Raw genomic sequence first — 22,484 nt, 5'->3', positions numbered from 1 at the left:
GTCAGGCGACGGCCTGCCACCAGCCGTCCACCGCCGGCGGCTCGTCCACCACCACCCGCTCGCCGGGTCGCGGCACGGCCAGCCGGACGTCCCGGGCCTTCGCCTCGGCCCAGAGCCGGTCCACCGGCTCGGACCAGTCGTGCAGGGCCAGGTTGAAGGTGGCCCAGTGCACCGGCACGAACAGCCCGCCGCGCAGGTCGAGGTGGGCGGCGACCGCCTCCTCGGGGAACATGTGAATGCTCGGCCAGGCCCGGTCGTACGCGCCGATCTGCATGAGCGTGACGTCGAACGGGCCGTGCTCCGCGCCGATCTCGGCGTAGCCGTCGAAGTAGCCGGAGTCGCCCGTGTAGAAGACCTTCCGCTGCGCCCCGGCGATCACCCAGGAGCTCCAGAGCGTGCCGTCGCGGCGCAGCCCCCGGCCGGAGAAGTGCTGGGCGGCGGTGGCGGTGAGCGTCAGCCCACCCACCCGGTGGCTCTCGTTCCAGTCCAGCTCGACGATCCGGTCCTCCGGCACGCCCCACCGGTCCAGGTGGGCGCCGACGCCGAGCGGCACGAGGAACGGCGCGGACTGGTGGGCGAGCAGCCCGCGTACGGTCTCCATGTCCAGGTGGTCGTAGTGGTCGTGCGAGATGAGGATGGCGTCGAGCCGGGGCAACTCCTCGAGGCGTACCGGCGGCTCGTGGATGCGGCGCGGGCCGACCAGCGCGGACGGGGAGCAGCGGTCGCTCCAGACCGGGTCGAGCAGCACCCGGTGCCCCTCGATCTCGACGAGCGTGGAGGCGTGGCCGTACCAGACGACGCTCAGCTCCCGGGCCGGGTCGGCCGGTGCCGGGTCGGCCGGGCGCAGCAGCGGCACGGCGCTGTCCGGCCGGCGCTTCTGCTTGCCGAAGATCAGCTCCTTGACCAGGTTGCGGCCCGGGTCGGCCACCATGGTGCTGCGGGTGCCCGACGGGTTGTGGAAGGTGCCGTCGCGGAAGCGCGGCGAGCGGGCCGCCCGCTCCGCGCGGGCGCCGGCGAGCCGGCCGCCGAGCTGCGCGGGCACGTCCCGCGCCGCCCAGGCCAGCCCGGCCACCGCGGCCAGCCCCGCCATCCGCCACAGCCGCCCGCCGGCTGCCCGCTCCAGTGCCCGGTCGTCCGGTTCCCGCATGTCCCGTCCCTCCGCCGTGTCCCGCAGTACACGGTAGCCACCCGCCCGCCACCCCGCGCGCGCGACGAGGCACGCCCGGCGGATCCGGCGGCGCGGGCCCGGCGGCAGAGACGGCGCCCACGCCCGGCGGATCCGGTGGCGCGGCCCGGCGGCAGAGACGGCGCGCACGCACGGCTCAGCGCAGCCGGCGCAGCAGCGCCGAGCCGGCCGCCGCGGTCACCCCGCCCACCGACCGGACCACTCGCGACACGTCGGGAAGCCAGCCGCCCCGGACCGCCTCGCCGGCCGGGTTGGGCGCGAAGACGATGCCCGGGTGCGGCGCCACCGGCCGGTCGGTCAGCCCGGCGAGCCGCATCAGCGGCCCCACGAGCGCGTCGTACACCCCGGGCAGCACGGTGAAGCCGAACCGCATGACGACGTTGAGCCGCCCCACCGAGACCTCCCGGCGGGGCCGGTCCACGCAGTCCGCCATGGCCCGGGCCACCCGCTCCGGCGTGGTGATCGGCGGCGGCGGCCGGCCGACCCGGCCCAGGTAGTTGCCCGCCTGCCGGTAGACAGGCGTGTCGACGCTGCCCGGGTTGACCAGGCAGATCCGCACGCCGGGGGTCTCCCGGGCCTCCTGCTGCAACGTCCGCGTGAGCCCCTGAAGGCCCCACTTGGCCGCCACGTAGCCGCTCATGTAGGGCGCGGTGATGTGCCCGAGGACCGAGCCGGTGAGGACCAGGGTGCCGGCCGACGCGGCCCGGAAGCGACCCAACGCCACCCGGGCCACCTCGGCCGCGGCCAGCAGGTCGGTGCGGATGACCTGGTCGAAGACCTCGGCGGGGGTCTCGTCGAAGCGGCCGTAGGTCATGACGGCGGCGGTGTGCACCCACGCGTCGATGGCGCCGAACTCGGCCTCGGCCGCGTCGGCCAGCGCGGCCAGGGCGCCGGGCGCGGTGACGTCCACCGGTACGACCAGCACGTCGGCGCCGGCCGCCCGGCACTCGTCGCGCACCTCGGCCAGGGTGGCGGGGGAGCGGGCCGCGAGGACCAGGCGGTCCCCGCGGCCGGCGAACTCCCGGGCCGCCGCCCGGCCGATCCCGCTGGTCGCGCCGGTGATCACCACCGTCCGGTTCACGGTTCGAGCACGACCTTGACGCAGCCGTCCTGCTTCTTCTGGAACATCTCGTACGCCTGCGGCGCCCGCGGCAGGGGCAGCCGGTGGGTCCGCAGGTCCTCGACGCCGAGCGGGTCGTCGTCGCCGGCGAGCAGCGGCATGATCTCGTCGACCCAGCGCTTCACGTGGCACTGCCCCATGCGCAGCTGGACGCCCCGGTCGAACATCTCCATGAGCGGCATGGGGTCCTGCTCGCCGCCGTACACGCCGGAGACCGACACGGTGCCGCCGCGCCGGACCGCCTTGAGCGCGGCGTGCAGCACCACGAGCCGGTCCACACCGGCCTTGTCGGTCATGGTCTGCGCCAGCTTGTTGGGCAGCAGCCCCGCGGCGGCCTGGGCGACCTTGCCCAGCGGCGCGCCGTGCGCCTCCATGCCGACCGCGTCGATCACCGCGTCCGGGCCGCGCCCGTCGACCAGGTCGATCAGCGCGCCGGGCACGTCGTCCAGCTCGCTGACGTCGAGCACCTCGATGCCGTGCCGCCGGGCCATCTCCAGCCGCTCGGGCACCAGGTCGAGCCCGATCACCCGGCCGGCGCCGAGGTGCCGCCCGATCCGGGCGCTGAACTGCCCGACCGGGCCGAGGCCGAACACGGCCAGGGTGCCGCCGGGCGGGGTGTCCGCGTACTTCACCGCCTGCCAGGCGGTGGGCAGGATGTCGGACAGGTAGAGCCAGCGCTCGTCGGGGCCGGTCTCCGGGATCTTGATCGGGCCGAACTGGGCCTGCGGCACCCGCAGGTACTCGGCCTGCCCGCCGGGGACGGAGCCGTAGAGCGAGGTGTAGCCGAACAGCGCGGCGCCCTTGCCCTGGCTGGTCACCTGGGTGGTCTCGCACTGGGCGTAGAGCTGGCGGTCGCACATCCAGCACGAGCCGCATGCGATGTTGAACGGGACGACCACCCGGTCGCCGGGCTTGAGCCGGGTCACGGCGGGGCCGACCTCCTCGACCACGCCCATGGGTTCGTGGCCGAGGACGTCACCGGGCTTCAGGTACGGCCCGAGCACCTCGTACAGGTGCAGGTCGGAGCCGCAGATGGCGGTCGAGGTGACGCGGATGACGGCGTCGGTCGGCTCCTCGATCCGCGGGTCCGGTACGTCGTCGACGCGGACGTCACGCTTGCCGTGCCAGGTCAGTGCCTTCATGCCTGAATGTCCCCTCTGTGGTGCCGTCCATCGGACTGCTACCCGCGGGGGTCGGCTTGAAGCAGGTCCCGGCCACCTCTCGCGCGGCCGGTCCGGGCCGTGAGCCGCTCCCGGACGTCAGCGGCGAACCGTCCGTGCGCCACGACCCGCACGATCCCGTGATCTCTCGACACGTGCGCGCCCGCGAGTTTCTGCCAGGAGAACCAGGGACGCGTCAACGCCCCGGCGAGAGCAAGCAGGCTTCCGACCATGATCAGCGCGAGGGTGCCGTCGCTCGGTACGCCTGGGCTGTGCCGCAGGACGCCGAGCAGGAACAGTGCGAACCCCAGAACGTAGGTGGCAAGACCGAGCACCACGGCGGCCGTGCCGACCACGGAGATCCGGTGCAGAGTGAAACAGCGCGGGCAGTACGGCCAGCCCGGCACATTCATCGGCTTCCGGACCTGACGCTCGACAATGGCGGTGAGGAGCGCCACGGGCACCGCCGCGAACACACCGCAGGCGAAGCCGAGGGTGCCGCCCGCCACGACGGCGCAGATCCAGACCCAGGCCGGCATCTTCGGTCGGAGCGTCACCCTCCGCAGGTCCTCGGCCGGCTCGCCGTGCCGGGCGCAGACCCGCGGCCCGTACGCATGGACCCACGCGCTCGGCAGTTCGATGCTCTCCGTCCATCGGGTCATCGCCGCGTCCTTCCGTTGACCGCCTTCTGAGCGCGGCTCGGGGGGCCGCCAGCGCCGACGTTCAGGACGCACGGCACCTGCTCCCGTGTCGGGACGTCGATCGAGCGACGCAGACTATCCGAGCCGCCGCCCGTCCGCTGCCCCTGCCGCGAACGGGGTCGCCACTGCAGCGGCGGGCGCCTCGCGTACCCCGGAAAAGGGCGACCGCCGCGCCCCGGTGCGGGGCGCGGCGGTCGGGGTGGCTCGACGGCCGGGGCTCAGGAGCCCGGGGTGCCGGCGCGCTTGGACGTCGCCTTGAGGTAGTCCCGGTTGAGCCGGCCGATGGTGTTCAGCGGGATGCCCTTCGGGCAGGCCGCCGCGCACTCGCCGATGTTGGTGCAGCCGCCGAAGCCGGCCTCGTCGTGCGCGTCCACCATGCCGATCACCCGGGTGTACCGCTCGGGCTGGCCCTGCGGCAGCAGCGAGAGCTGGGTGATCTTGGCGGCGGTGAACAGCATGCCGGAGCCGTTCGGGCAGGCGGCCACGCAGGCGCCGCAGCCGATGCAGGCGGCCGAGGAGAAGGCGGCGTCCGCGTCGGCCTTGGCCACCGGCGTGGAGTGCGCCTCGGGGGCGCTGCCGGTCGGCGCGGTGATGTAGCCACCGGCCGAGATGATCTTGTCGAAGGCGTTCCGGTCGACCACCAGGTCCTTGACCACCGGGAAGGCCCGGGCCCGCCACGGCTCGATGTCGATCGTGTCGCCGTCGGAGAACTGCCGCATGTGCAGCTGGCACGCGGTGGTGCCGCGCTGCGGGCCGTGCGCCTCACCGTTGATCATGAGGCTGCACATGCCGCAAATGCCCTCGCGGCAGTCGTGGTCGAACGCGACCGGCTCGTCGCCGTCGAGGATGAGCCGCTCGTTGAGCACGTCGAGCATCTCCAGGAAGGACATGTCCGGGGACACGTCCTGCACCTGGTAGGTCACCATCTGACCCTTGTCCTCGGGGCCCTTCTGGCGCCAGATGCGCAGGGTCAGGTTCACTTGTAGCTCCGCTGCGTGGGGTGGACGTATTCGAAGGTCAGGTCTTCCTTGTGCAGCACGGGCTGGCCGGTGCCGGTGTACTCCCAGGCCGCCACGTAGGAGAACCGGTCGTCGTCGCGCTGCGCCTCACCGTCGGGGGTCTGGTGCTCGGCCCGGAAGTGGCCGCCGCAGGACTCCTCGCGGTGCAGGGCGTCGATGCACATGAGCTCGGCCAGCTCGAAGAAGTCGGCCACCCGGCCGGCCTTCTCCAGCGACTGGTTGAGCCCCTCGCCGTCGCCCGGGACGCGGACCCGCTGCCAGAACTCGTCGCGCAGCGTGCGGATCTCGTCGATCGCCTTGCGCAGCCCGGCCTCGGAGCGCTCCATGCCGCAGTGCTCCCACATGATCTGGCCCAGCTCCCGGTGGAACGAGTCCACCGTCCGGTCGCCGTTGACCGCCAGCAGCCGCTGGAGCCGGTCCTCGACCTCGGTCCGCGCCGCGACCGCCTCGGGGTGGCTGGCGTCGACCTTCTCCAGCGGGCCGGACGCCAGGTAGTTCGCGATGGTGTTCGGCAGCACGAAGTAGCCGTCGGCCAGGCCCTGCATCAGCGCCGAGGCGCCGAGCCGGTTGGCGCCGTGGTCGGAGAAGTTCGCCTCGCCGATCACGAACAGGCCCGGGATGGTCGACTGGAGGTCGTAGTCGACCCAGAGGCCGCCCATCGTGTAGTGCACGGCGGGGTAGATCCGCATGGGGACCTCGTACGGGTCCTCACCCGTGATCCGCTCGTACATCTCGAAGAGGTTGCCGTACTTCGCCTCGATGGCCTTGCGGCCGAGCCGGTTGATGGCGTCGGCGAAGTCGAGGTAGACGCCGAGCCCGCCGGGGCCGACGCCGCGGCCCTCGTCGCAGACGTTCTTCGCGGCGCGGGAGGCGATGTCCCGGGGGACCAGGTTGCCGAAGGAGGGGTAGATCCGCTCCAGGTAGTAGTCCCGCTCGTCCTCGGGGATGTCCTTCGGGCTGCGGGTGTCGCCCTTGGCCTTGGGCACCCACACCCGGCCGTCGTTGCGCAGCGACTCGCTCATCAGGGTGAGCTTCGACTGGTGGTCGCCGGAGACCGGGATGCAGGTCGGGTGGATCTGCGTGTAGCAGGGGTTCGCGAAGTACGCGCCCTTGCGGTGGGCCCGCCAGGAGGCGGTGACGTTGCAGCCCTTGGCGTTGGTGGAGAGGTAGAAGACGTTGCCGTAGCCGCCGGAGGCGAGCACGACGGCGTCGGCCATCTCGGTGCTGATCTCGCCGGTCACCAGGTCGCGGACCACGATGCCGCGGGCCCGGCCGTCGACGATCACCAGCTCGAGCATCTCGTGCCGGGAGTTCATCTCCACGTTGCCCAGGCCGATCTGCCGCTCCAGGGCCTGGTACGCGCCGAGCAGCAGCTGCTGGCCCGTCTGGCCCCGGGCGTAGAAGGTGCGCTGCACCTGCGCGCCGCCGAACGAGCGGGTGTCGAGCAGGCCGCCGTACTCGCGGGCGAACGGGACGCCCTGGGCCACGCACTGGTCGATGATGTTGACCGATACCTCGGCCAGCCGGTGCACGTTCGACTCCCGGGAGCGGAAGTCGCCGCCCTTGACGGTGTCGTAGAAGAGGCGGTGCACCGAGTCGCCGTCGTTGCGGTAGTTCTTGGCGGCGTTGATGCCGCCCTGCGCCGCGATCGAGTGGGCCCGGCGCGGGCTGTCCTGGTAGCAGTAGGACTTCACCTGGTAGCCCTGCTCGGCCAGGGTCGCCGCGGCGGAACCGCCGGCCAGGCCGGTGCCCACCACGATCACGGTGAGCTTCCGCCGGTTCGCCGGGTTGACCAGCTTCATCTCGAACCGGTGGCGCTCCCAGCGGGTCTCGATGGGGCCGTCGGGAGCCTTGGTGTCGGCGATCGGGTCGCCGTTGGTGTAGAGATCCATGTCAGGCCACCAATCCGGTGAGTACGGCGAACGGGACCACCAGGTAGCCGGCGCAGAGCGCGACGGCGAAGACCAGGGCCGCGGCGCGCGCCCGGCGCTCGCCCTTGGGGGTCTGCTGGCCGAGGCTGCGGAACGCGCTGAAGGCGCCGTGCCGCAGGTGGAAGCCGAGCGTGACGATCGCCAGGGTGTAGAAGAGCGTGACGTACCAGCGGTCCGCCGCGAAGTCCTGGACCACGTTGCCGTACGGGTTGGCCGCGTCGCCCTGCGGGTTCAGGTGACCCGTGGTCAGGTCCAGGATGTGGTAGATCACGAAGAGCAGGATGATCACACCACCCCAGCGCATCGTGCGGGCCGCGTAGTTGACGTGGATCTTCCGGCGGTGCGCGTACCGGACCGGGCGGGCCGCCCGCGCGCGCCGGGCCAGCACGGTGGCCGAGACGATGTGCGCGAGCACGGCCACGGTGAGCACCGTGCGCTGGATCCACAGGTACCAGGTCGACGGCAGCAGCGGCGTGCCGATCTCGCGCAGCCAGTGCGCGTAGTGGTCGAACGAGGTCTCGCCCGTGAAGATCTTCAGGTTGCCGAGCATGTGCGCGACCAGGAACAGCACCAGGATGATGCCCGTCACCGCCATGACGGCCTTGAGGCCGACGTTGGAGCGGATGGGCGACCGAGTTTTCGTGATTACCACGCGATCGACGCTAGGAGCAGTTCGATCAGGCGTCCAATGCATCGACTTCGCAGTCTTGATAGCCATAAGCTATACAGATGCAGCTCCATCAGCTCCGGTACTTCGTCGCGGTCGCAGAAGTACGACATTTCACCCAAGCTGCCGATCTGGTGGGCATCACCCAGCCTTCTCTCAGTAAGCAAATTCACGCCCTGGAGACCGACCTGGGAGCCCCGCTCTTCGAGCGGGTAAGGGGCAACATCACCCTCACGGCGGCCGGCGAGGTGCTGCTGCCGCTGGCCAAGCGGATCCTCGCCGACGTGGACACCGCCACCCGCGAGGTGCAGGAGCTGGTCGGGCTGCGCCGGGGCCGGGTCCGGCTCGGCGCCACGCCCAGCCTGGCCACCTCGCTGGCGCCCCCGGTGCTGCGCCGGTTCCGCGACGCCCACCCCACCGTCGACCTGCGCGTCGAGGAGGGCGGCTCGCAGGACCTCGTCCGCGACCTGCTCCGCGGCGACCTCGACCTGGCGCTGATCATCGAGCCCTCGACCGGCACCGACCCCGGTCTGCGCGCCGACCCGATCCTGCGGGAGAGCCTGGTGGTCGCCTCGGTCGACCCGCTGCCGGCCGCCGACGGGCGGGGCGAGGTGCGCATCACCGACCTGCGCGACCTGCCCCTGGTGATGTTCCGCGAGGGCTACGACCTGCGCGACGCCACCCTCCAGGCGTGCCGGGCGGCCGGCTTCGAACCGACCCTCTCGGTCGACGGCGGCGAGATGGACGCCGTGCTCAGCTTCGTCGAGGCCGGGCTCGGCGTCGCCCTGGTTCCCGGCATCGTGGTGGCCCGCCGGGCGGGCATCCGGGTCACCCGGCTCGTCCCGCCCGGCGTCCGCCGGACCATCGCGGTGGCCCGCCGCCGCGACGTGGTGCCCACCCACGCCGGCCGGGAACTGCGTCGCATCCTGCTGGAGTACGTCCACGACGCCACCGCCGCCGACCAACTCCCCGCCGGGGTGGAACCCCTCTAGCGGCCCTCGGCCTCGTCCATGGCGCGGTAGATGCGCTGCTCCGACACCGGGTACGGGGTGCCGAGCGCCTGGGCGAAGACGTTCACCCGCAGCTCCTCGATCATCCAGCGGATCTGCCGGGCCGCCGTGGACTGCCGCTTCGCGGGCGGCAGCGCGGCGAGCAGGTCCTGGTACTCCTTCTGCACCGCGGCGATCCGGTCCTGCTGCTGCTTGTCCCGCTGCGGGTTGCCGGGCAGCCGGTCCAGCCGGCGCTCGATCGCGGTCAGGTAGCGCAGCAGGTCGGGCAGGCGGGCGTACCCGGCCTCGGTGATGAAACCCTTGTGCACCAGGCCGCCGAGCTGGTTGCGGATGTCGGCCAGGGCGGCCACCACGGCCAGGTTCCGGGTGGCGCCGAGCCGCTGCTCCACGGCGTACGCGGCGGCCAGCACCTGCCGGACCCGGCCCATCACCTCGACCACTGTGTCGACCAGGTCGGCGCGCACCCGGTCGCGCAGCGCCGCGAAGCCCTCGGCGTCCCAGGCCGGGCCGCCCGCGTCGGCCATGAGCTTGTCGATGGCCGCGCCCGCGGCGTCCTCGATGAGCGCCGGCACCCCGCCGTGCGGGTTGCGGGACAGCGCCAGCTTGGCCTCGTTGCTGAGCCGCCCCTGGAGGAACTTCGCCGGGGATGGCACGGTCAGCCGGAGCAGCCGCCGGGTGCCGGCCCAGTGCGCCGCCTCCTGCTCGGCGGGGGAGTCGAACACCTTCACCCCGACGGTCGTGCCCTCGTCGACAAGGGCCGGGTACGCGGTCACCGCGTACCCCGCACGGACCTGCTCGATGGTGCGCGGCAGGGTGCCGATGTCCCACCCGGTCAGCCCGGTCCGGGCCACGTCCGGCGCGGCGGCGGCGACGACCTGGCGTACCTCCTGGCGCAGCTCGCGTTGCAGGGCCGGCAGGTCCTTGCCCTCGGCGACCGGCTTGTCGTCGTCGCCGAGCACCCGGAAGGTGACCCGCAGGTGCGGCGGCAGCTTGCCGACGTCCCAGGCGTCCGGCGGCACGGTCACCCCGGTCATCCGGCGCAGTTGCCGGGCCAGCGCGTCGAGCAGCGGCTCCTCGCCGGCCGGCATCTGCGCGAGCGCCGCCCGGGCGTAGTCCGGCACCGGCACGAAGTTGCGGCGGATCGACTTGGGCAGCGACCGGATCAGCGCGATCACCAGTTCCTCGCGCAGGCCGGGCACCTGCCAGTCGAAGCTCTCCGCGGGCACCTGGTTGAGCAGCGGCAGCGGGATGTCCACGGTGACGCCGTCGGTCGGGGTGCCCGGGTCGAAGGTGTAGGTGAGCGGCAGGGCGACCCCGTCGGCCCGCCACTCGTCCGGGTAGTCGGTCTCGTCCACGCCGCCGCGCCCGGAATTGATCAGCAGCTCGCGGGTGAAGGTGAGCAGCTCCGGGCGCTCCCGCCGGGTCTTCTTCCACCAGGTGTCGAAGTGCCGGCCGGAGACCACGTCGGCGGGGATCCGCTGGTCGTAGAAGTGGAAGATCGTCTCGTCGTCGACCAGGATGTCCCGCCGCCGGGCCCGGTTCTCCAGCTCCTCCACCTCGGTCAGCAGCCGCTGGTTGTCCCGCCAGAACTGGTGGTGGGTCTGCCAGTCGCCCTCCACGAGGGCGTGCCGGATGAACAGTTCGCGGCTCAGCGCCGGGTCGATCCGGCCGAAATTGACCTTGCGGGAGGTGACGATCGGGATGCCGTACAGGGTGACCTTCTCGTAGGCCATCACGGCGGCCTGCTTCTTCTCCCAGTGCGGCTCGCTGTAGCTGCGCTTCACCAGGTGCTGGGCGAGCGGCTCGACCCACTCGGGCTCGACCCGCCCGGCCACCCGGCCCCAGAGCCGGGAGGTCTCCACCAGCTCGGCGGCCATCACCCAGCGCGGCGGTTTCTTGAACAGCGCCGAGCCCGGGAAGATCGCGAACTTCGCGCCGCGCGCGCCCAGGTACTCGTGCTTCTGCGCGTCCTTGAGCCCCAGGTGGGAGAGCAGGCCGGGCAGCAGGGACTGGTGCACCTTCGGGGTGTCGATCTCCTCGGGCAGGTCCGCGCCGCCCCCGCGCCGGCCCTCACCCCTGTCCGAGGTACGCAGCACCTGGCGGAGCTGGCTGACGATGTCCTGCCACTCGCGTACCCGCAGGTAGTTCAGGTACTCGGCCTTGCACATCCGCCGGAAGGCGCTGGAGGACAGCTCCCGCTGCTGCTCGCGCAGGTAGCGCCACAGGTTCAGGTACGCGACGAAGTCCGACTCCCGGTCGGCGAACCGGGCGTGCGCCTGGTCGGCCTGGGCCTGCTTGTCGGCGGGCCGCTCGCGCGGGTCCTGGATGGAGAGCGCGGCGGCGATCACGATCACCTCGGTGGCGCAGCCGTTGCGCTCGCCTTCGAGGACCATCCGGGCCAGCCGGGGGTCGACGGGGAGCTGGGCCAGCCGCCGGCCGAGTGCCGTGAGCCGCTTCGCCGGGTCGGTCTCGGCCGGGTTCAGCGCGCCCAGCTCGTGCAGCAGGTTCACGCCGTCGGTGACGTTGCGCCGGTCCGGCGGGTCGATGAACGGGAACGCGCCGATGTCGCCCAGGCCGATCGAGGTCATCTGGAGGATGACCGAGGCCAGGTTGGTGCGCAGGATCTCCGGGTCGGTGAACTCGGGCCGACTGTCGAAGTCCTGCTCGTCGTAGAGGCGGATGCAGATGCCGTCCGAGGTGCGGCCGCAGCGGCCCTTGCGCTGGTTGGCGCTGGCCTGCGACACCGGCTCGATGGGCAGCCGCTGCACCTTGAGCCGGCTGGAGTAGCGGGAGATCCGGGCGGTGCCCGGGTCCACCACGTACTTGATGCCGGGGACGGTCAGCGAGGTCTCCGCGACGTTGGTGGCGAGGACCACCCGGCGCCCGGCGTGCGGGGCGAAGACGCGGTGCTGCTCGGCCGTGGAGAGCCGGGCGTAGAGGGGAAGGATCTCGGTGCCGAGCAGCGAGCGCTTCTTCTGCACCAGCTTGCCGAGCGCGTCGGCGGTGTCCCGGATCTCCCGCTCGCCGCTGAGGAACACCAGGATGTCGCCGGGCCCCTCGGCGGCCAGTTCCTCGACGGCGTCGCCGATGGCCTGGATCTGGTCCCGGACGTTCTCCTCGTCGGCCTCGTCCTCCTCCTCGGCCTCGGTGACCTCGACCAGCGGCCGGTAGCGCACCTCCACCGGGTAGGTCCGCCCGGACACCTCGACGACGGGCGCCGGGTTGCCCTCGGCGTCGGCGAAGTGCTTCGCGAACCGGTCGGTCTCGATGGTCGCCGAGGTGATGACCACCTTGAGGTCGGGGCGGCGGGGCAGCAGCTGCCGGAGGTAGCCGAGGATGAAGTCGATGTTGAGGCTGCGCTCGTGCGCCTCGTCGATGATCAGAGTGTCGTACTGGCGCAGCATCCGGTCGGTCTGCAACTCGGCCAGCAGGATGCCGTCGGTCATCAGCTTGACCAGGCTGTTGTCGCCGACCTGGTCGGTGAAGCGCACCTTGTAGCCGACGACGTCGCCCAGCTCGGTGCCCAGCTCCTCGGCGATCCGGTCGGCCACCGTCCGCGCGGCGAGCCGCCGGGGCTGGGTGTGGCCGATCAGCCCGGTGACGCCGCGGCCCAGCTCCAGGCAGATCTTGGGCAGCTGGGTGGTCTTGCCGGACCCGGTCTCGCCGGCCACGATCACCACCTGGTGGTCGCGGATGGCGGCGGCGATGTCGTCCTTGCGCTCGCTGACCGGCAGCTGCGCCGGATAGGTGACCGTCGGCACGGCGGCCCGCCGGGCGGCCAGCCGCGCCTCGGCCCGGGCCACGTCGGCCGCGATCTCGGCCAGCGCCGACTCCCGTCGCTGCGGGTCGCGCAGCTTCCGTACCCCGTCCACCCGGCGCTGGAGCCGGCGCTGGTCGCGGAACATGAGGGCGGAGAGGCGGCGGTGCAGGTCGCGGACGGTCTCGGGTACGGCGGGTGCGGCTGGATTCTGCATGTCGTCGCCAAGGATAGGCAGCCGCGCGGCGCAGCGCCCCCGGGTTACCGGGCGGCCGCCGCCGGGCCGGGTGGCCCCGGCCACCCCCCGCGCGCCCTCCCAGGTGGGGGCGGGTGGTCCGGCTAGAGTTTCCGCCGAGGCGAGGTCGACGACGGGGACGGATGATCATGCGGGACACCGACCGGGCGCTGGTGCAGGCCGCCACCGCTGTCGCGAAGCTGCGCTGCCGCAGCGAGAACCACACCGTCGCCGCCGCCGCGCGGACCACCGACGGCCGGGTCTTCACCGGCGTGAACGTCTACCACTTCACCGGTGGCCCCTGCGCCGAGGTGGTGGCCATCGGCGCCGCGGCCACCCAGGGCGCCGGCGAGCTGGAGACCATCGTGGCGGTGGGGGACCGGGGCCGGGGCGTCATCCCGCCCTGCGGCCGGTGCCGGCAGGTGCTCCTCGACTACTTCCCGTCGATCCGGGTGATCGTGGGGCCGCCGGACGCGCTGCGCGCGGTCCCGGTGACCGACCTGCTACCCGAGACGTACGTCTGGTCGGACCACCAGGTCGAGGTCCCGGCGGGGCCGCCGCGCACGGGTGTGTGGCCCATGCCGGTGGTGCCGGGCAGCCGCCAGGCCGCCGAGGACTGACGGCCCTTCCCAGGAGTGGCTCCGGCTCCTCTTGCGAGCCATATACAACGTTGTAATACTCGGGTCGTCCCCCGGACGAGGAGGCCCGATGACAACGGACGTGCGTGCGGAAGAGACCCCCGTCGAGGCCCTCGGCGACCTCTACCGCGACGGCATCACCGCCTGCCGTGGCGCCTTCGGGGTCGACTGGGTCGCACGGGTGGACGAGGACATCCACGCCGCGTTCCGGGAGGCCCGGTCGCGGCCCGACGGCGCCGTCGGCCGCGGCCCGGAGCGGTGGTACGTCGAGATCCACCCCGAGCAGCTGCGCGGCTTCGTCGACCTGGTCACCCACCCCTGGGTGGTGTCGGTGTGCCGCGCGGTGCTCGGCCCCGAGTACGAGCTCGTCGAGCTGGGTTTCGACATCCCGTTCCCCGGCGCGAGGACCCAGCCGTGGCACCGGGACTTCCCGATGCCCGAGGAGACCCGCCTGCGCCGCCGGCTCACCTCGCTGGCGTTCAACCTGACCACCGTCGACACGGTGGAGGAGATGGGGCCGTTCGAGATCGCCCCGGGCACCCAGTGGGACGACGGCCGCGACTTCGACCACGAGATGTTCCCGCCGAAGGACCGGTACCCCCGCTACGAGGCCCGCGCGGTGCGCAAGTACCCGAAGCGCGGCGACATCTCGGCGCGCTCCGCGCTGACCATCCACCGGGGCACCCCGAACGTCAGCGACCTGGCCCGGCCCGTGCTGGTGCTCGGCGTCGACGCACCCGGCGCGGGCAACGCCGCCCACCACGACATGGCGGTGACCCGGGACTACTGGGCCGGCCTGCCGGACCTGGTCCGGGCGCACCTGCGCTGCCCGGTGGTCGACACCCTCGTGCCGATCCGCCAGAAGCACACCATCGAGGGCCTGGTGATGGGCGCGGAGTGAGGGCCGGTCAGTCGCCGGTCGCGGCCTCCAGCATCGAGCGGGGCACCGCCACCTGCTCGAAGCGCACGTTGCCCTCCGGCACCATCCAGCTCAGCACCTGTGCCTGGAGCCGCCCGGCGCGGACGGCGGGGTCGTTGGCGTAGAGCTCGCGGGCCATCTGCGGGTCCACCGAGAGCACGGCGATGCCGCGGATCCGCTCGTCGTCGCCGCCGAGGAACGGGCCGGCCGCGAGGACGGCGCCCTGCTCCACCAGCCCGGCCTGATGCGCCAGGTGCGCGTCCTGGAGCCGGTCGAGGGCGTCCTGCGGCAGGTCGGGCGCGTCGTCCGGGCGGACCAGGAGCACCACCGTGTGCTGGTCGAATCGCATGTCCTCAGGTTAGGGGCTGCCGGGCCCGCAGCGCCCGGATCGACCAGTCGAGCACCGGGGTCAGGCTCTCCGGCGGCGGCCAGCCGTTGACCACGGAGAGCAGGCGCAGGTACCGCTCCCGCCGCGGGTCGTCGGCGGCCTCCAGCCGGTCCAACAGGCGGCGGCGCAGGTCGGCGTCGTCGGGGTGCCCGCAGAGCCGCGCGTACCGGCTCGTGGCCGCGGCGACGACCGGGTCGGCGCGGGGTGAGGCCGGGTCGACGCCGGCGGCGAGCGCCGGGGCGACCTCCGCCCGCACCACCGCGACGGCGTCCCGCCGGACTCCGGGCGCGCCGGCCCGGTCCGCCTCATGCTGCTCCGCCAGCCGGCGCAGGCCGGCCCGGAAGTCCGGGTCCAGGGCCAGCTCGGCCAGCTCCACCCACGCCTCGACCTGCTCGTCGGCGGGGTCGTCGGGCAGCTCGGGGGTGAGCGACCGGCGGATCCCCGCGAACCCCGGATCGGTCACGCCGGCGAAGGCGCCGTCGAGGAACTCGTCGACCAGCCGCCGCCGCTCCGCCTCGGCGAGTCCGGCCAGCCGGTGCAGGAGTTCGGCCCGGGCGGCGTCGGACCCGCGCCGAGCGATCACGGTCAGCACGGCGCGGCGCAGCCGCAGCACCCGGATCTGGGTGGCCAGGGCGTCGGCGTGCGCCGCGGCGACCTCGGGCAGGGTGACCTCCCGCTCCACCAGCCGGCGCACCGAGGGCAGGTCGACGCCCAGCTCGCGCAGCGTCCGCACCAGCTCCAGGCGGGCCAGGGCGTCGGCGTCGTAGCGGCGGTGCCCGGTCGGGCCGCGGTCGGTCGGCGGCACGAGCCCGCGGTCGGACCAGAAGCGGATGGTCTTCACCGGCAGCCCGGTCCGCCGGGCCAGGTCGCCGATCGAGTAGCGCGTCGCACCGTCCATGCCGACCACCCTGCCGCCTCCCCCTGGTGGAGGCGCAAGCCACGCATCGACACTGCCGAGTTAGGCGAGCCTAACCAGCTCGGTTAAGGTAAGGCGTACCTAATCCGAGAGGCGAACACCCCCGTGACCACCGTCGCCGTCCGGCCCGCCCGGGCCGACGCCCCCACCCGCCGCGGCGTGCCCCGCCGCCTCGCGGTCACCCTGGCGGCGGCGCTCCTGCTCCTCGTCGCGCTGCTGGCCAGCCTGGCGCTCGGCAGCCGCCACCTCCCCGTCGACCAGGTGTGGCACGCCCTGGTCGCCCCGGACGGCGGTGAGGCCACCACAGTGGTCCGCGAGCTGCGGCTGCCGCGTACCGCCCTGGGACTTGTCGTCGGGCTCGCCCTGGCGCTGGCCGGGGTGCTCTTCCAGGCCGTCACCCGCAACCCGCTCGCCGAGCCGCGCATCCTGGGCGTCAGCGCCGGCGCGTCCTTCGGCGTGGTGCTGGCGATCGCCGTCTTCGGCGTGAGCACGCTCACCGGGTACGTCTGGTTCGGCATCGCCGGCGCGCTGCTCGCCGGTCTACTGGTCTTCGCCGTGGCCAACCGCACCCGCGACGGGGCCAGCCCGGTCACCCTCGCGCTTGTCGGCGCGGCCCTCGACGCGGGTCTCGGCGCCGTCGTGTACGCGCTGCTCAGCATCGACGCCCGCACCTTCGAGGAGTACCGGTTCTGGGTGGTCGGCGGCCTCACCGGCCGGGACGTCGGCGTCGCCGGACAGGTGCTCCCGTTCGTCCTCGCCGGCACCGTCCTCGCGGCGCTGGCCGCCCGCGGCCTGGACGCGCTCGCCCTCGGCGACGACGTCGCCCGCGGCCTCGGCCACCGGATCGCCCTGGTCCGCCTCGCGGCCGGCGTGGGCGGGGTGCTGCTCACCGGCGCCGCGGTGGCCGCCGCCGGGCCGATCGCCTTCGTCGGGCTGGCCGTGCCGCACCTCGCCCGGGCCCTGGTCGGCGCCGACCACCGGTGGACCCTGCTGGTCGCCGCGCTGCTCGGCCCCGCCCTGGTGCTCGGCGCCGACGTGCTGGGCCGCCTGGTCGCCCCACCCGGCGAGGTCCCGGCCGGCATCATCACGGCCCTGCTGGGCGCCCCCCTGCTGGCCTTCCTGGTCCGCCGCGCCAAGGTCGTGACGGCATGAGCACCTCCAGCCCTCGCGATCTTGCAGTTGCCGCCCCGGCAAACAGGACAGATGCCGCACCCGCGGGGACCGAACTGCAAGATCGCCGCGGAGGCGCGGGGGGCCGGGGTCTGGTGGGGCGGTTGCTTGTTCGGGTCGGGCCGCTCAGTGTGCCGGTGCGGCGGCGGCCGGTGCTGGTCGCGGGTGTGCTGGTTGTGCTGCTCGCGGGTGCTGTGGTGGTTTCTCTTTCGCTTGGGACGCCGTACGTGGCTCCCGGGGACGTGGTGCGGGCGCTCTCCGGTGCCGGCACCCCGTACGACCTGGTGGTGCTGGAGCTGCGGCTGCCCCGCGCGGTGCTGGCGGCGCTGGCCGGGGCGGCCTTCGGGGTGGCCGGCACCCTGATCCAGAGCGTGGCCCGCAACCCTCTCGCCAGCCCCGACGTCATCGGCGTCACCCAGGGCGCCGGCCTGGCCGCCACGGTGGCCCTGACCGGCGGCGCCGCGGCGGTCCTGGTGGCGCCGGCCGCGCTGGTCGGCGGCCTGGTGGCGGCGCTCCTGGTGTTCGCCCTCGGGGCGCGGCACGGCCTGGCCGCGCAGCGCTTCGTGCTGGCCGGCGTGGCGGTGGCGTTCGCGCTCCGGGCGCTGACCGAGGTGGTCATGCTCGCCGCCGACCCGATCGACGGGCTGCGCGCCCAGCTCTGGCTGATCGGCACCCTGGCCGGGAAGGGCTGGACCGAGGCGGCCTGGATCGCCGGCACCCTCGCCGTGCTGCTGCCGGTGCTGCTCTGGGCCGGCTGGGCGCTGCGCAGCACCGCCCTGGACGACGACACCGCCCGGGGGATCGGGCTGCGCCCGGTGGCCCGGCGGATCGGCCTGGCCGCCACCGGCGTGCTGGCCGCCGCCACGGTCACCGCCCAGGTCGGCGCCGTGGACTTCGTGGCGCTTGTCGCCCCGCAGGTGGCCCGGCGGCTGGTCCGCGCCGAGCGGCCACCGCTGCTCTGCTCGGCCCTGCTCGGGGCGCTGCTGCTGGTGCTCGCCGACCTGGCCGGCCGCCGGCTGTTCGCGCCCACCCAGCTCCCCGCCGGCGTGCTCACCGCGGCGATCGGCGGCCCCTACCTGATCTTCCTGCTGCTGCGGACCCGAGGGAGGCGGTCGTGACCGCGATGCTGTCCACCCGTGACCTGGTCGCCGGTTACGAGACCCGGACCGTGCTGGACGGGCTGGACCTGGACCTGCCCGCCGACGCGTTCACGGTGATCGTCGGGCCGAACGCCTGCGGCAAGTCCACGCTGCTGCGCACCATGGCCCGGCTGCTCACCCCGCGTCGCGGCGCCGTGCTGCTCGACGGCACGGCGATCCGCGACCTGCCCACCCGGGAGGTGGCCCGGCGCCTCGGCGTGCTGCCGCAGAGCCCGCTGGTGCCGGAGGGGATCACCGTGGCCGACCTGGTCGGCCGGGGCCGGCAGCCCTACCAGCGCTGGTGGCGGCAGTGGTCCGCGGAGGACGGCCGGGCCGTCGAGGCGGCCCTGGCCATGGCCGACGTGACCGAACTCGCCGACCGGCCGGTGGACACCCTCTCCGGCGGGCAGCGGCAGCGGGTCTGGATCGCCATGACCCTGGCCCAGGACACCGAGGCGCTGCTGCTGGACGAGCCGACCACCTTCCTCGACCTGGCCCACCAGGTGGAGGTGCTGGACCTGCTGCACCGGCTGCGCGCCGAGCGCGGCCGGACCGTGGTCGCCGTGCTGCACGACCTCAACCAGGCCGCCCGGTACGCCGACCACCTGGTCGCCATGCGCGCCGGCGCTGTGGTCGCCGCCGGCCCGCCGCGCGAGATCCTCACGGTCGACCTGGTCCGCGACGTCTTCGGGCTCGACTGCGTGGTCGTGCCCTGCCCGGTCACCGGCGCACCGCTCGTGGTGCCTGCCCTCACCCACACCTCGGCCGTTCCGGCCGCCACGCCGGCCCCGGCCGGCGCCTCCGTCGGCGACGCCTGATCGCGCGTCGACCCGTACCTGTCAGGAAAGGACCTTTTTGATGCGTCGTCTCGCCGCCGCTCTCACCGCGGCCCTCGCCCTCGGCGTGGGCCTCACCGCCTGCGGGGAGAGCGATCCCGTCTCCGGCACCGCCGCCGGGGAGACCCGGGAGATCACCCACGCCATGGGCACCACCAAGGTGCCGGCCGAGCCGAAGCGCGTGGTGGTGCTCGACACAGACAAGATCGACACCGCGCTCTCGCTGGGCGTCACCCCGGTCGGCGCGGCCACCGCCGGCGAGGCGAAGAGCTGGCCCACCTACTTCGGCGCCGACAAGCTCGCCGGCATCAAGGAGGTCGGGGTGCTCACCGAGCCCGACCTGGAGGCGATCAACGCGCTCAAGCCGGACCTCATCCTCGGCAGCAAGTTCCGCCAGGAGAAGTTCTACGACGAGCTGTCCGCCATCGCCCCGACCGTCTTCACCGAGAAGGTGGGCATCACCTGGAAGGAGAACTTCCTCCTCGACGGCAAGGCCCTCGGTAAGGAGCAGCAGGCCAAGGACCTGCTGGCCGCGTACGAGAAGCGGGCGAAGGACTTCGGCGCGAAGCTGGGCGACGCCTCGTCGCGGAAGGTCTCCATCGTGCGCTTCATCCCGGGCAACATCCGGGTCTACGGTCCGGACTCGTTCTCCGGCATCGTGGTCGGTGACACCGGCCTGGGCCGCCCCGAGCGGCAGCTGCTGGAGGGCAAGGAGGACAAGCGCTTCGACCTGGTCAGCCCCGAGCGGGTCAACGAGGTCGACGGCGACGTGGTCTTCGTGACCGCGTACGGCGAGAAGGCCGCCGCCGAGCAGGCGAAGGTCACCGCCGGCAGCCTCTGGCAGGGCCTGTCCGCGGTCAAGGCGGGCAAGGCGCACGTGGTCTCCGACGAGGTCTGGATGACCGGCATCGGCGTCGGCGCCGCCAACAAGATCGTCGACGACCTGGAGAAGTACCTGGCCGCCTGAGCCACCCGTACCGCCCCGCGCCCGCCCGGCCCCCGTGCCGGGCGGGCGCTGCCGTCGTCAGGCCGGGACCGGGTGGTCGGCCTCGAACCGGTCCCGGGTGAGGAAGGCCAGCCGGGCCCGCTTGTCCGGCATGTCGATCTCGGCGTCGAGGGTGAAGCCCTCCCGTTCCAGCCGGCGCAGCGCGCGGTCGTTGCGCACGTCCGGCTCGACGACGATGCGCTGCCGGGTGGGGTCGGTGAACAGGAAGCGGACCAGGGCCGGCACGACCGCCGAGGCGAGGCCGGGCGCCGGCCGGTCCGCCGTCAGCAGCAGGTGCATGCCGACGTCGCCGGGCCGGACCGGGTAGCGCTCCCCGACCGGGTCGGCCTCCGGCCGGTAGCTCTGGAACAGGCCGACCGGCGTCCCGTCCAGGATGATCAGGTAGGCGTGGTGGGTGGCCAGGCCGTCGAGGAACTCGTAGACCTCGCGCACGTCGGCCTCGGTGTGGTCGCCCATGCCCCAGAACCGGGCCCACGGCTGGGTCACCCAGCCGTGGAGCAGCACCGCGTCCGCCGCCGGGTCGACCGGGACGAGCCGCAGCTCGCCGAGTCCGGGCAACTTCTCCTGGTACGTCATGACGGGTCTCCTTCTCGGGTGAGGTCGGTGTCGGGCACCGGGATCAGCTCGCCGGCCGCCCAGCGCGGCAGTTGGTCGTCGAAGTGCGGGTCGCCCGGCCGGCCGGAGGCGCCGAACGGCACCACCCAGCGGCTGCGCGAGCGGTCGGTGAGGTCCCAGACGTAGCGGGCCACCGGGCCCCGCCAGCAGGCGTCGGAGACCCCCGGGACGCTGGAGGTGGCGAGCACGCAGTCGGTGTCGCCGCCGAGGGCCACCCGGTCGCGCATCGCCGCCACCGCGGTGTCGACGTCGGGCGCCACGCCGAGGTGCACGGGGTGCAGCCGGTGCCGGGCGCCCCACGCCGGGGCCGGGCCGGCCGCCGCCACCTCGGCGAGCGCCGCCGCGGCGACCGCGGCCACGTCCACCCCGAGCCGGTCCGCCCCGCCGACCAGCCCGTCGAGGGCGTGCCCGAGCCGGGCGAGGGGGTCGGTCCATGGCGCGAACAGCGCGTCGTACCGGGCCGGCGTGCGCAGCGGGCGCAGCCGCGGGTGGTCGTGCAGCCGGCGGACCAGGGCGTTCCGCCAGGCCGCCCAGGCGCCGGCGTCGGTGCTGTCGGCGGCCATCCGGCCGTCCCAGGCGCGCAGCCGCCGCCGCAGCGCGCGGGCCTCCGGGGCGAGCGCCGCCGGGTCCAGCCGGTCGAGCAGCGCCCGCAGCGGGCCAGCCGCCAGCCGCGTGTCGACGTGCACGGCGTCGGACGGGACGCCCGCGGCGAGCAGGTCCCGGATCCGCGCGGCGCGGTGCGGGGGCGCGAAGTCGACCCCGAGGTCGGCCACGTCGTCGCGGCGGTCGTTGGCGCAGACCGCCACTCCGGCCACCTCGACCGGCTTGGTCTCGGCGTACCGGCCGGACCAGCGGTAACGCGCCTCCCAGCCGGGCACCGGCACCCACCGGCAGCGGTCGTCGCGCAGCGGCACCAGCCCGGCGACGAGCCGGCGCACCCCGCCGTGCCGGTCGGCCACCAGCACGCTGTTGACCGGCTCGACCCAGCCGCGCAACGCCTCGGCCACGTCGTCCACGGTCCGCGCCCGCAGCAGCGGCAGCAGCGCGTCGAAGCCGAGGTCCGCCTCGACCCGGGCCGGGATCCGCAGGCTGAGCGCCTCGCCGGTGTGCCGGTCGTGGTCGATCACCGGGCCGCGCGGGGTCTCGATCACCTCGACCGGCTCGGTGGCGGCGCCCCGGACCCGGATCCGCTCGACGTGGCGGCGGGCCGGCAGCCAGCCGTCGGCGTCCCGGACCAGCACCCGCCCGCCCGCGCGGCGCAGGTGCTCGCGGTAGACGTCCTGGTAGTCGGCCATCGCGTTGGTGACCGCCCAGGCCACCTCGCCCGCGTGGCCGAAGTGCGGCAGCCCCGGCACCCCGGGGAACGCGAACCCGAGCACGTCGAACTCGGGGCAGGCCAGTCGGACCTGCTGGTAGATGCCGGGCAGCTCCAGCACGCGGTGCGGGTCGCCGGCCAGCACCGGCCCCCGGCCGGCCGCCGGGTCACCGGGCACCACCCAGGCGTTGCTGCCCGACCCGCCCGGTCCCTCCACCGCGAACAGCCCGGTCGCCGCCGGGCCGAGGGTGGCCTCGACGTGCGCCCGCCAGAGCTTGTTGGGGAAGGTGCCGAAGAGGATGTGCTGCACGAGGAAGACGCCGAGCGGGGACCAGGGCCGCCACCGGCCGGGGACGCAGCCGGTCGCCGCGAACTCGGGCGCGCCGGCCGCGCCCTCGGCGAGCCCGGCGTTCACCCCGTCCACGTACGCGCTGACCCAGCGGCGGGTGGCGGGGGAGAGGCGCCGGAAGCAGCGGGCCGCGGTGTCGGCGAGGCGGGCCCGCCGGGCGAACCGGTCCCAGCCCAGCTCGGCGGGTCCGAGGCGTGCCGCGAGCCGGCCCTCGGCGCGCCACCGTTCGACCTCGATCTGCCAGGCCCGGTCCAGCGCGGCGGCGCGGCCCTGGAGCCGGGCCAGCTCCTCGACGGTGTCGCCCCACAGCTGCGGTACGCCCCAGGCGTCGCGACGGATGCCGGCCCGCCCGTTCGTGAACATCAACTTAGGTTACCCTTTCCTAACTTAGGCAGACCTTACTGGAG

At 73.9% G+C, this 22,484-nt stretch carries 19 protein-coding genes; 7 read left to right on the top strand and 12 right to left on the bottom strand.

Features of this window, described 5'->3' with window-relative positions; all coding sequences use genetic code 11:
* Position 1: 1 nt before the first annotated feature.
* From GA0070603_RS09540 to GA0070603_RS09510, 7 genes are all read right to left on the bottom strand, one after another.
* Positions 2-1,147, bottom strand: coding sequence for an MBL fold metallo-hydrolase (locus GA0070603_RS09540; protein ID WP_091310410.1), 1,146 nt, complete (start codon positions 1,145-1,147; stop codon positions 2-4).
* 175 nt (positions 1,148-1,322) lie between these two features.
* On the bottom strand, positions 1,323-2,267 hold the full coding sequence (locus GA0070603_RS09535; RefSeq protein WP_091310407.1) for an SDR family NAD(P)-dependent oxidoreductase: 945 nt from the start codon (positions 2,265-2,267) through the stop codon (positions 1,323-1,325).
* Positions 2,264-3,448, bottom strand: a complete 1,185-nt coding sequence (locus GA0070603_RS09530) for a zinc-dependent alcohol dehydrogenase (RefSeq protein ID WP_091310404.1) — start codon at positions 3,446-3,448, stop codon at positions 2,264-2,266. The genes GA0070603_RS09535 and GA0070603_RS09530 overlap by 4 nt, the downstream gene beginning before the upstream one ends.
* Before the next feature lie 38 nt (positions 3,449-3,486).
* Positions 3,487-4,128, bottom strand: coding sequence for a hypothetical protein (locus GA0070603_RS09525; RefSeq protein WP_091310401.1), 642 nt, complete (start codon positions 4,126-4,128; stop codon positions 3,487-3,489).
* A gap of 257 nt (positions 4,129-4,385) precedes the next feature.
* Positions 4,386-5,147 (bottom strand): succinate dehydrogenase/fumarate reductase iron-sulfur subunit, encoded by a 762-nt coding sequence (locus tag GA0070603_RS09520; RefSeq protein WP_091310398.1) that lies wholly within the window; start codon positions 5,145-5,147, stop codon positions 4,386-4,388.
* Complete coding sequence (locus GA0070603_RS09515; RefSeq protein WP_091310395.1) at positions 5,144-7,078, bottom strand: fumarate reductase/succinate dehydrogenase flavoprotein subunit; 1,935 nt, start codon at positions 7,076-7,078, stop codon at positions 5,144-5,146. The genes GA0070603_RS09520 and GA0070603_RS09515 overlap by 4 nt, the downstream gene beginning before the upstream one ends.
* A 1-nt stretch (position 7,079) precedes the next feature.
* Positions 7,080-7,811 carry a succinate dehydrogenase cytochrome b subunit gene (locus GA0070603_RS09510; protein WP_208862846.1) on the bottom strand — a complete coding sequence of 244 codons (732 nt, stop codon included), beginning with the start codon at positions 7,809-7,811 and terminating at the stop codon, positions 7,080-7,082.
* Positions 7,812-7,840: 29 nt separating this feature from the next.
* Between GA0070603_RS09510 and GA0070603_RS09505 the strand changes: the two genes are divergently transcribed.
* Positions 7,841-8,776 (top strand): LysR family transcriptional regulator, encoded by a 936-nt coding sequence (locus GA0070603_RS09505; RefSeq protein WP_208863016.1) that lies wholly within the window; start codon positions 7,841-7,843, stop codon positions 8,774-8,776.
* Here GA0070603_RS09505 and hrpA read toward each other — a convergent pair.
* Positions 8,773-12,768: an ATP-dependent RNA helicase HrpA gene (gene hrpA / locus GA0070603_RS09500; RefSeq protein ID WP_091310389.1), complete on the bottom strand. Its 3,996-nt coding sequence runs from the start codon at positions 12,766-12,768 to the stop codon at positions 8,773-8,775. The genes GA0070603_RS09505 and hrpA overlap by 4 nt on opposite strands.
* 167 nt (positions 12,769-12,935) lie before the next feature.
* On the opposite strand from hrpA, the gene GA0070603_RS09495 reads away from it, so the two are divergent.
* Complete coding sequence (locus tag GA0070603_RS09495) at positions 12,936-13,406, top strand: cytidine deaminase family protein (protein ID WP_244282467.1); 471 nt, start codon at positions 12,936-12,938, stop codon at positions 13,404-13,406.
* 88 nt (positions 13,407-13,494) lie between these two features.
* A complete protein-coding gene (locus GA0070603_RS09490) occupies positions 13,495-14,325 on the top strand; it encodes a phytanoyl-CoA dioxygenase family protein (RefSeq protein ID WP_091310383.1) in 831 nt (276 codons plus the stop codon).
* 7 nt (positions 14,326-14,332) lie between these two features.
* On the opposite strand, the gene GA0070603_RS09485 is transcribed toward GA0070603_RS09490, so the two are convergent.
* Together GA0070603_RS09485 and GA0070603_RS09480 are read right to left on the bottom strand one after the other, a co-directional pair.
* Positions 14,333-14,692 carry a YciI family protein gene (locus tag GA0070603_RS09485; protein WP_091310380.1) on the bottom strand — a complete coding sequence of 120 codons (360 nt, stop codon included), beginning with the start codon at positions 14,690-14,692 and terminating at the stop codon, positions 14,333-14,335.
* A gap of 4 nt (positions 14,693-14,696) precedes the next feature.
* Entirely contained in the window at positions 14,697-15,629 is a 933-nt protein-coding gene (locus tag GA0070603_RS09480; RefSeq protein ID WP_091321732.1) for a MerR family transcriptional regulator, read from the bottom strand.
* 123 nt (positions 15,630-15,752) lie between these two features.
* Between GA0070603_RS09480 and GA0070603_RS09475 the strand changes: the two genes are divergently transcribed.
* From GA0070603_RS09475 to GA0070603_RS09460, 4 genes are all read left to right on the top strand, one after another.
* Positions 15,753-16,799 (top strand): FecCD family ABC transporter permease, encoded by a 1,047-nt coding sequence (locus GA0070603_RS09475; RefSeq protein ID WP_091310377.1) that lies wholly within the window; start codon positions 15,753-15,755, stop codon positions 16,797-16,799.
* Between the two features lie 245 nt (positions 16,800-17,044).
* Positions 17,045-17,935, top strand: coding sequence for a FecCD family ABC transporter permease (locus GA0070603_RS09470; RefSeq protein ID WP_244282466.1), 891 nt, complete (start codon positions 17,045-17,047; stop codon positions 17,933-17,935).
* Positions 17,932-18,774 (top strand): ABC transporter ATP-binding protein, encoded by an 843-nt coding sequence (locus GA0070603_RS09465; protein ID WP_393191835.1) that lies wholly within the window; start codon positions 17,932-17,934, stop codon positions 18,772-18,774. Before GA0070603_RS09470 ends, GA0070603_RS09465 begins: the two co-directional genes overlap by 4 nt.
* Before the next feature lie 40 nt (positions 18,775-18,814).
* Positions 18,815-19,759, top strand: coding sequence for an ABC transporter substrate-binding protein (locus GA0070603_RS09460; RefSeq protein WP_091310372.1), 945 nt, complete (start codon positions 18,815-18,817; stop codon positions 19,757-19,759).
* A 57-nt stretch (positions 19,760-19,816) separates the two neighbouring features.
* Here the strand turns inward: GA0070603_RS09460 and GA0070603_RS09455 are convergent, their stop codons facing one another.
* Positions 19,817-20,374 (bottom strand): GNAT family N-acetyltransferase, encoded by a 558-nt coding sequence (locus tag GA0070603_RS09455; RefSeq protein ID WP_091310370.1) that lies wholly within the window; start codon positions 20,372-20,374, stop codon positions 19,817-19,819.
* Positions 20,371-22,440 (bottom strand): penicillin acylase family protein, encoded by a 2,070-nt coding sequence (locus GA0070603_RS09450; protein ID WP_091310367.1) that lies wholly within the window; start codon positions 22,438-22,440, stop codon positions 20,371-20,373. Before GA0070603_RS09450 ends, GA0070603_RS09455 begins: the two co-directional genes overlap by 4 nt.
* Positions 22,441-22,484 lie beyond the last annotated feature (44 nt).

Origin of the sequence: Micromonospora chersina (assembly GCF_900091475.1) — a bacterium.
Classification (GTDB): Bacteria; Actinomycetota; Actinomycetes; order Mycobacteriales; family Micromonosporaceae; genus Micromonospora; species Micromonospora chersina.
Note: the sequence above shows the minus strand (reverse complement) of the source record. Positions and strands in the feature narration are given on the sequence as shown.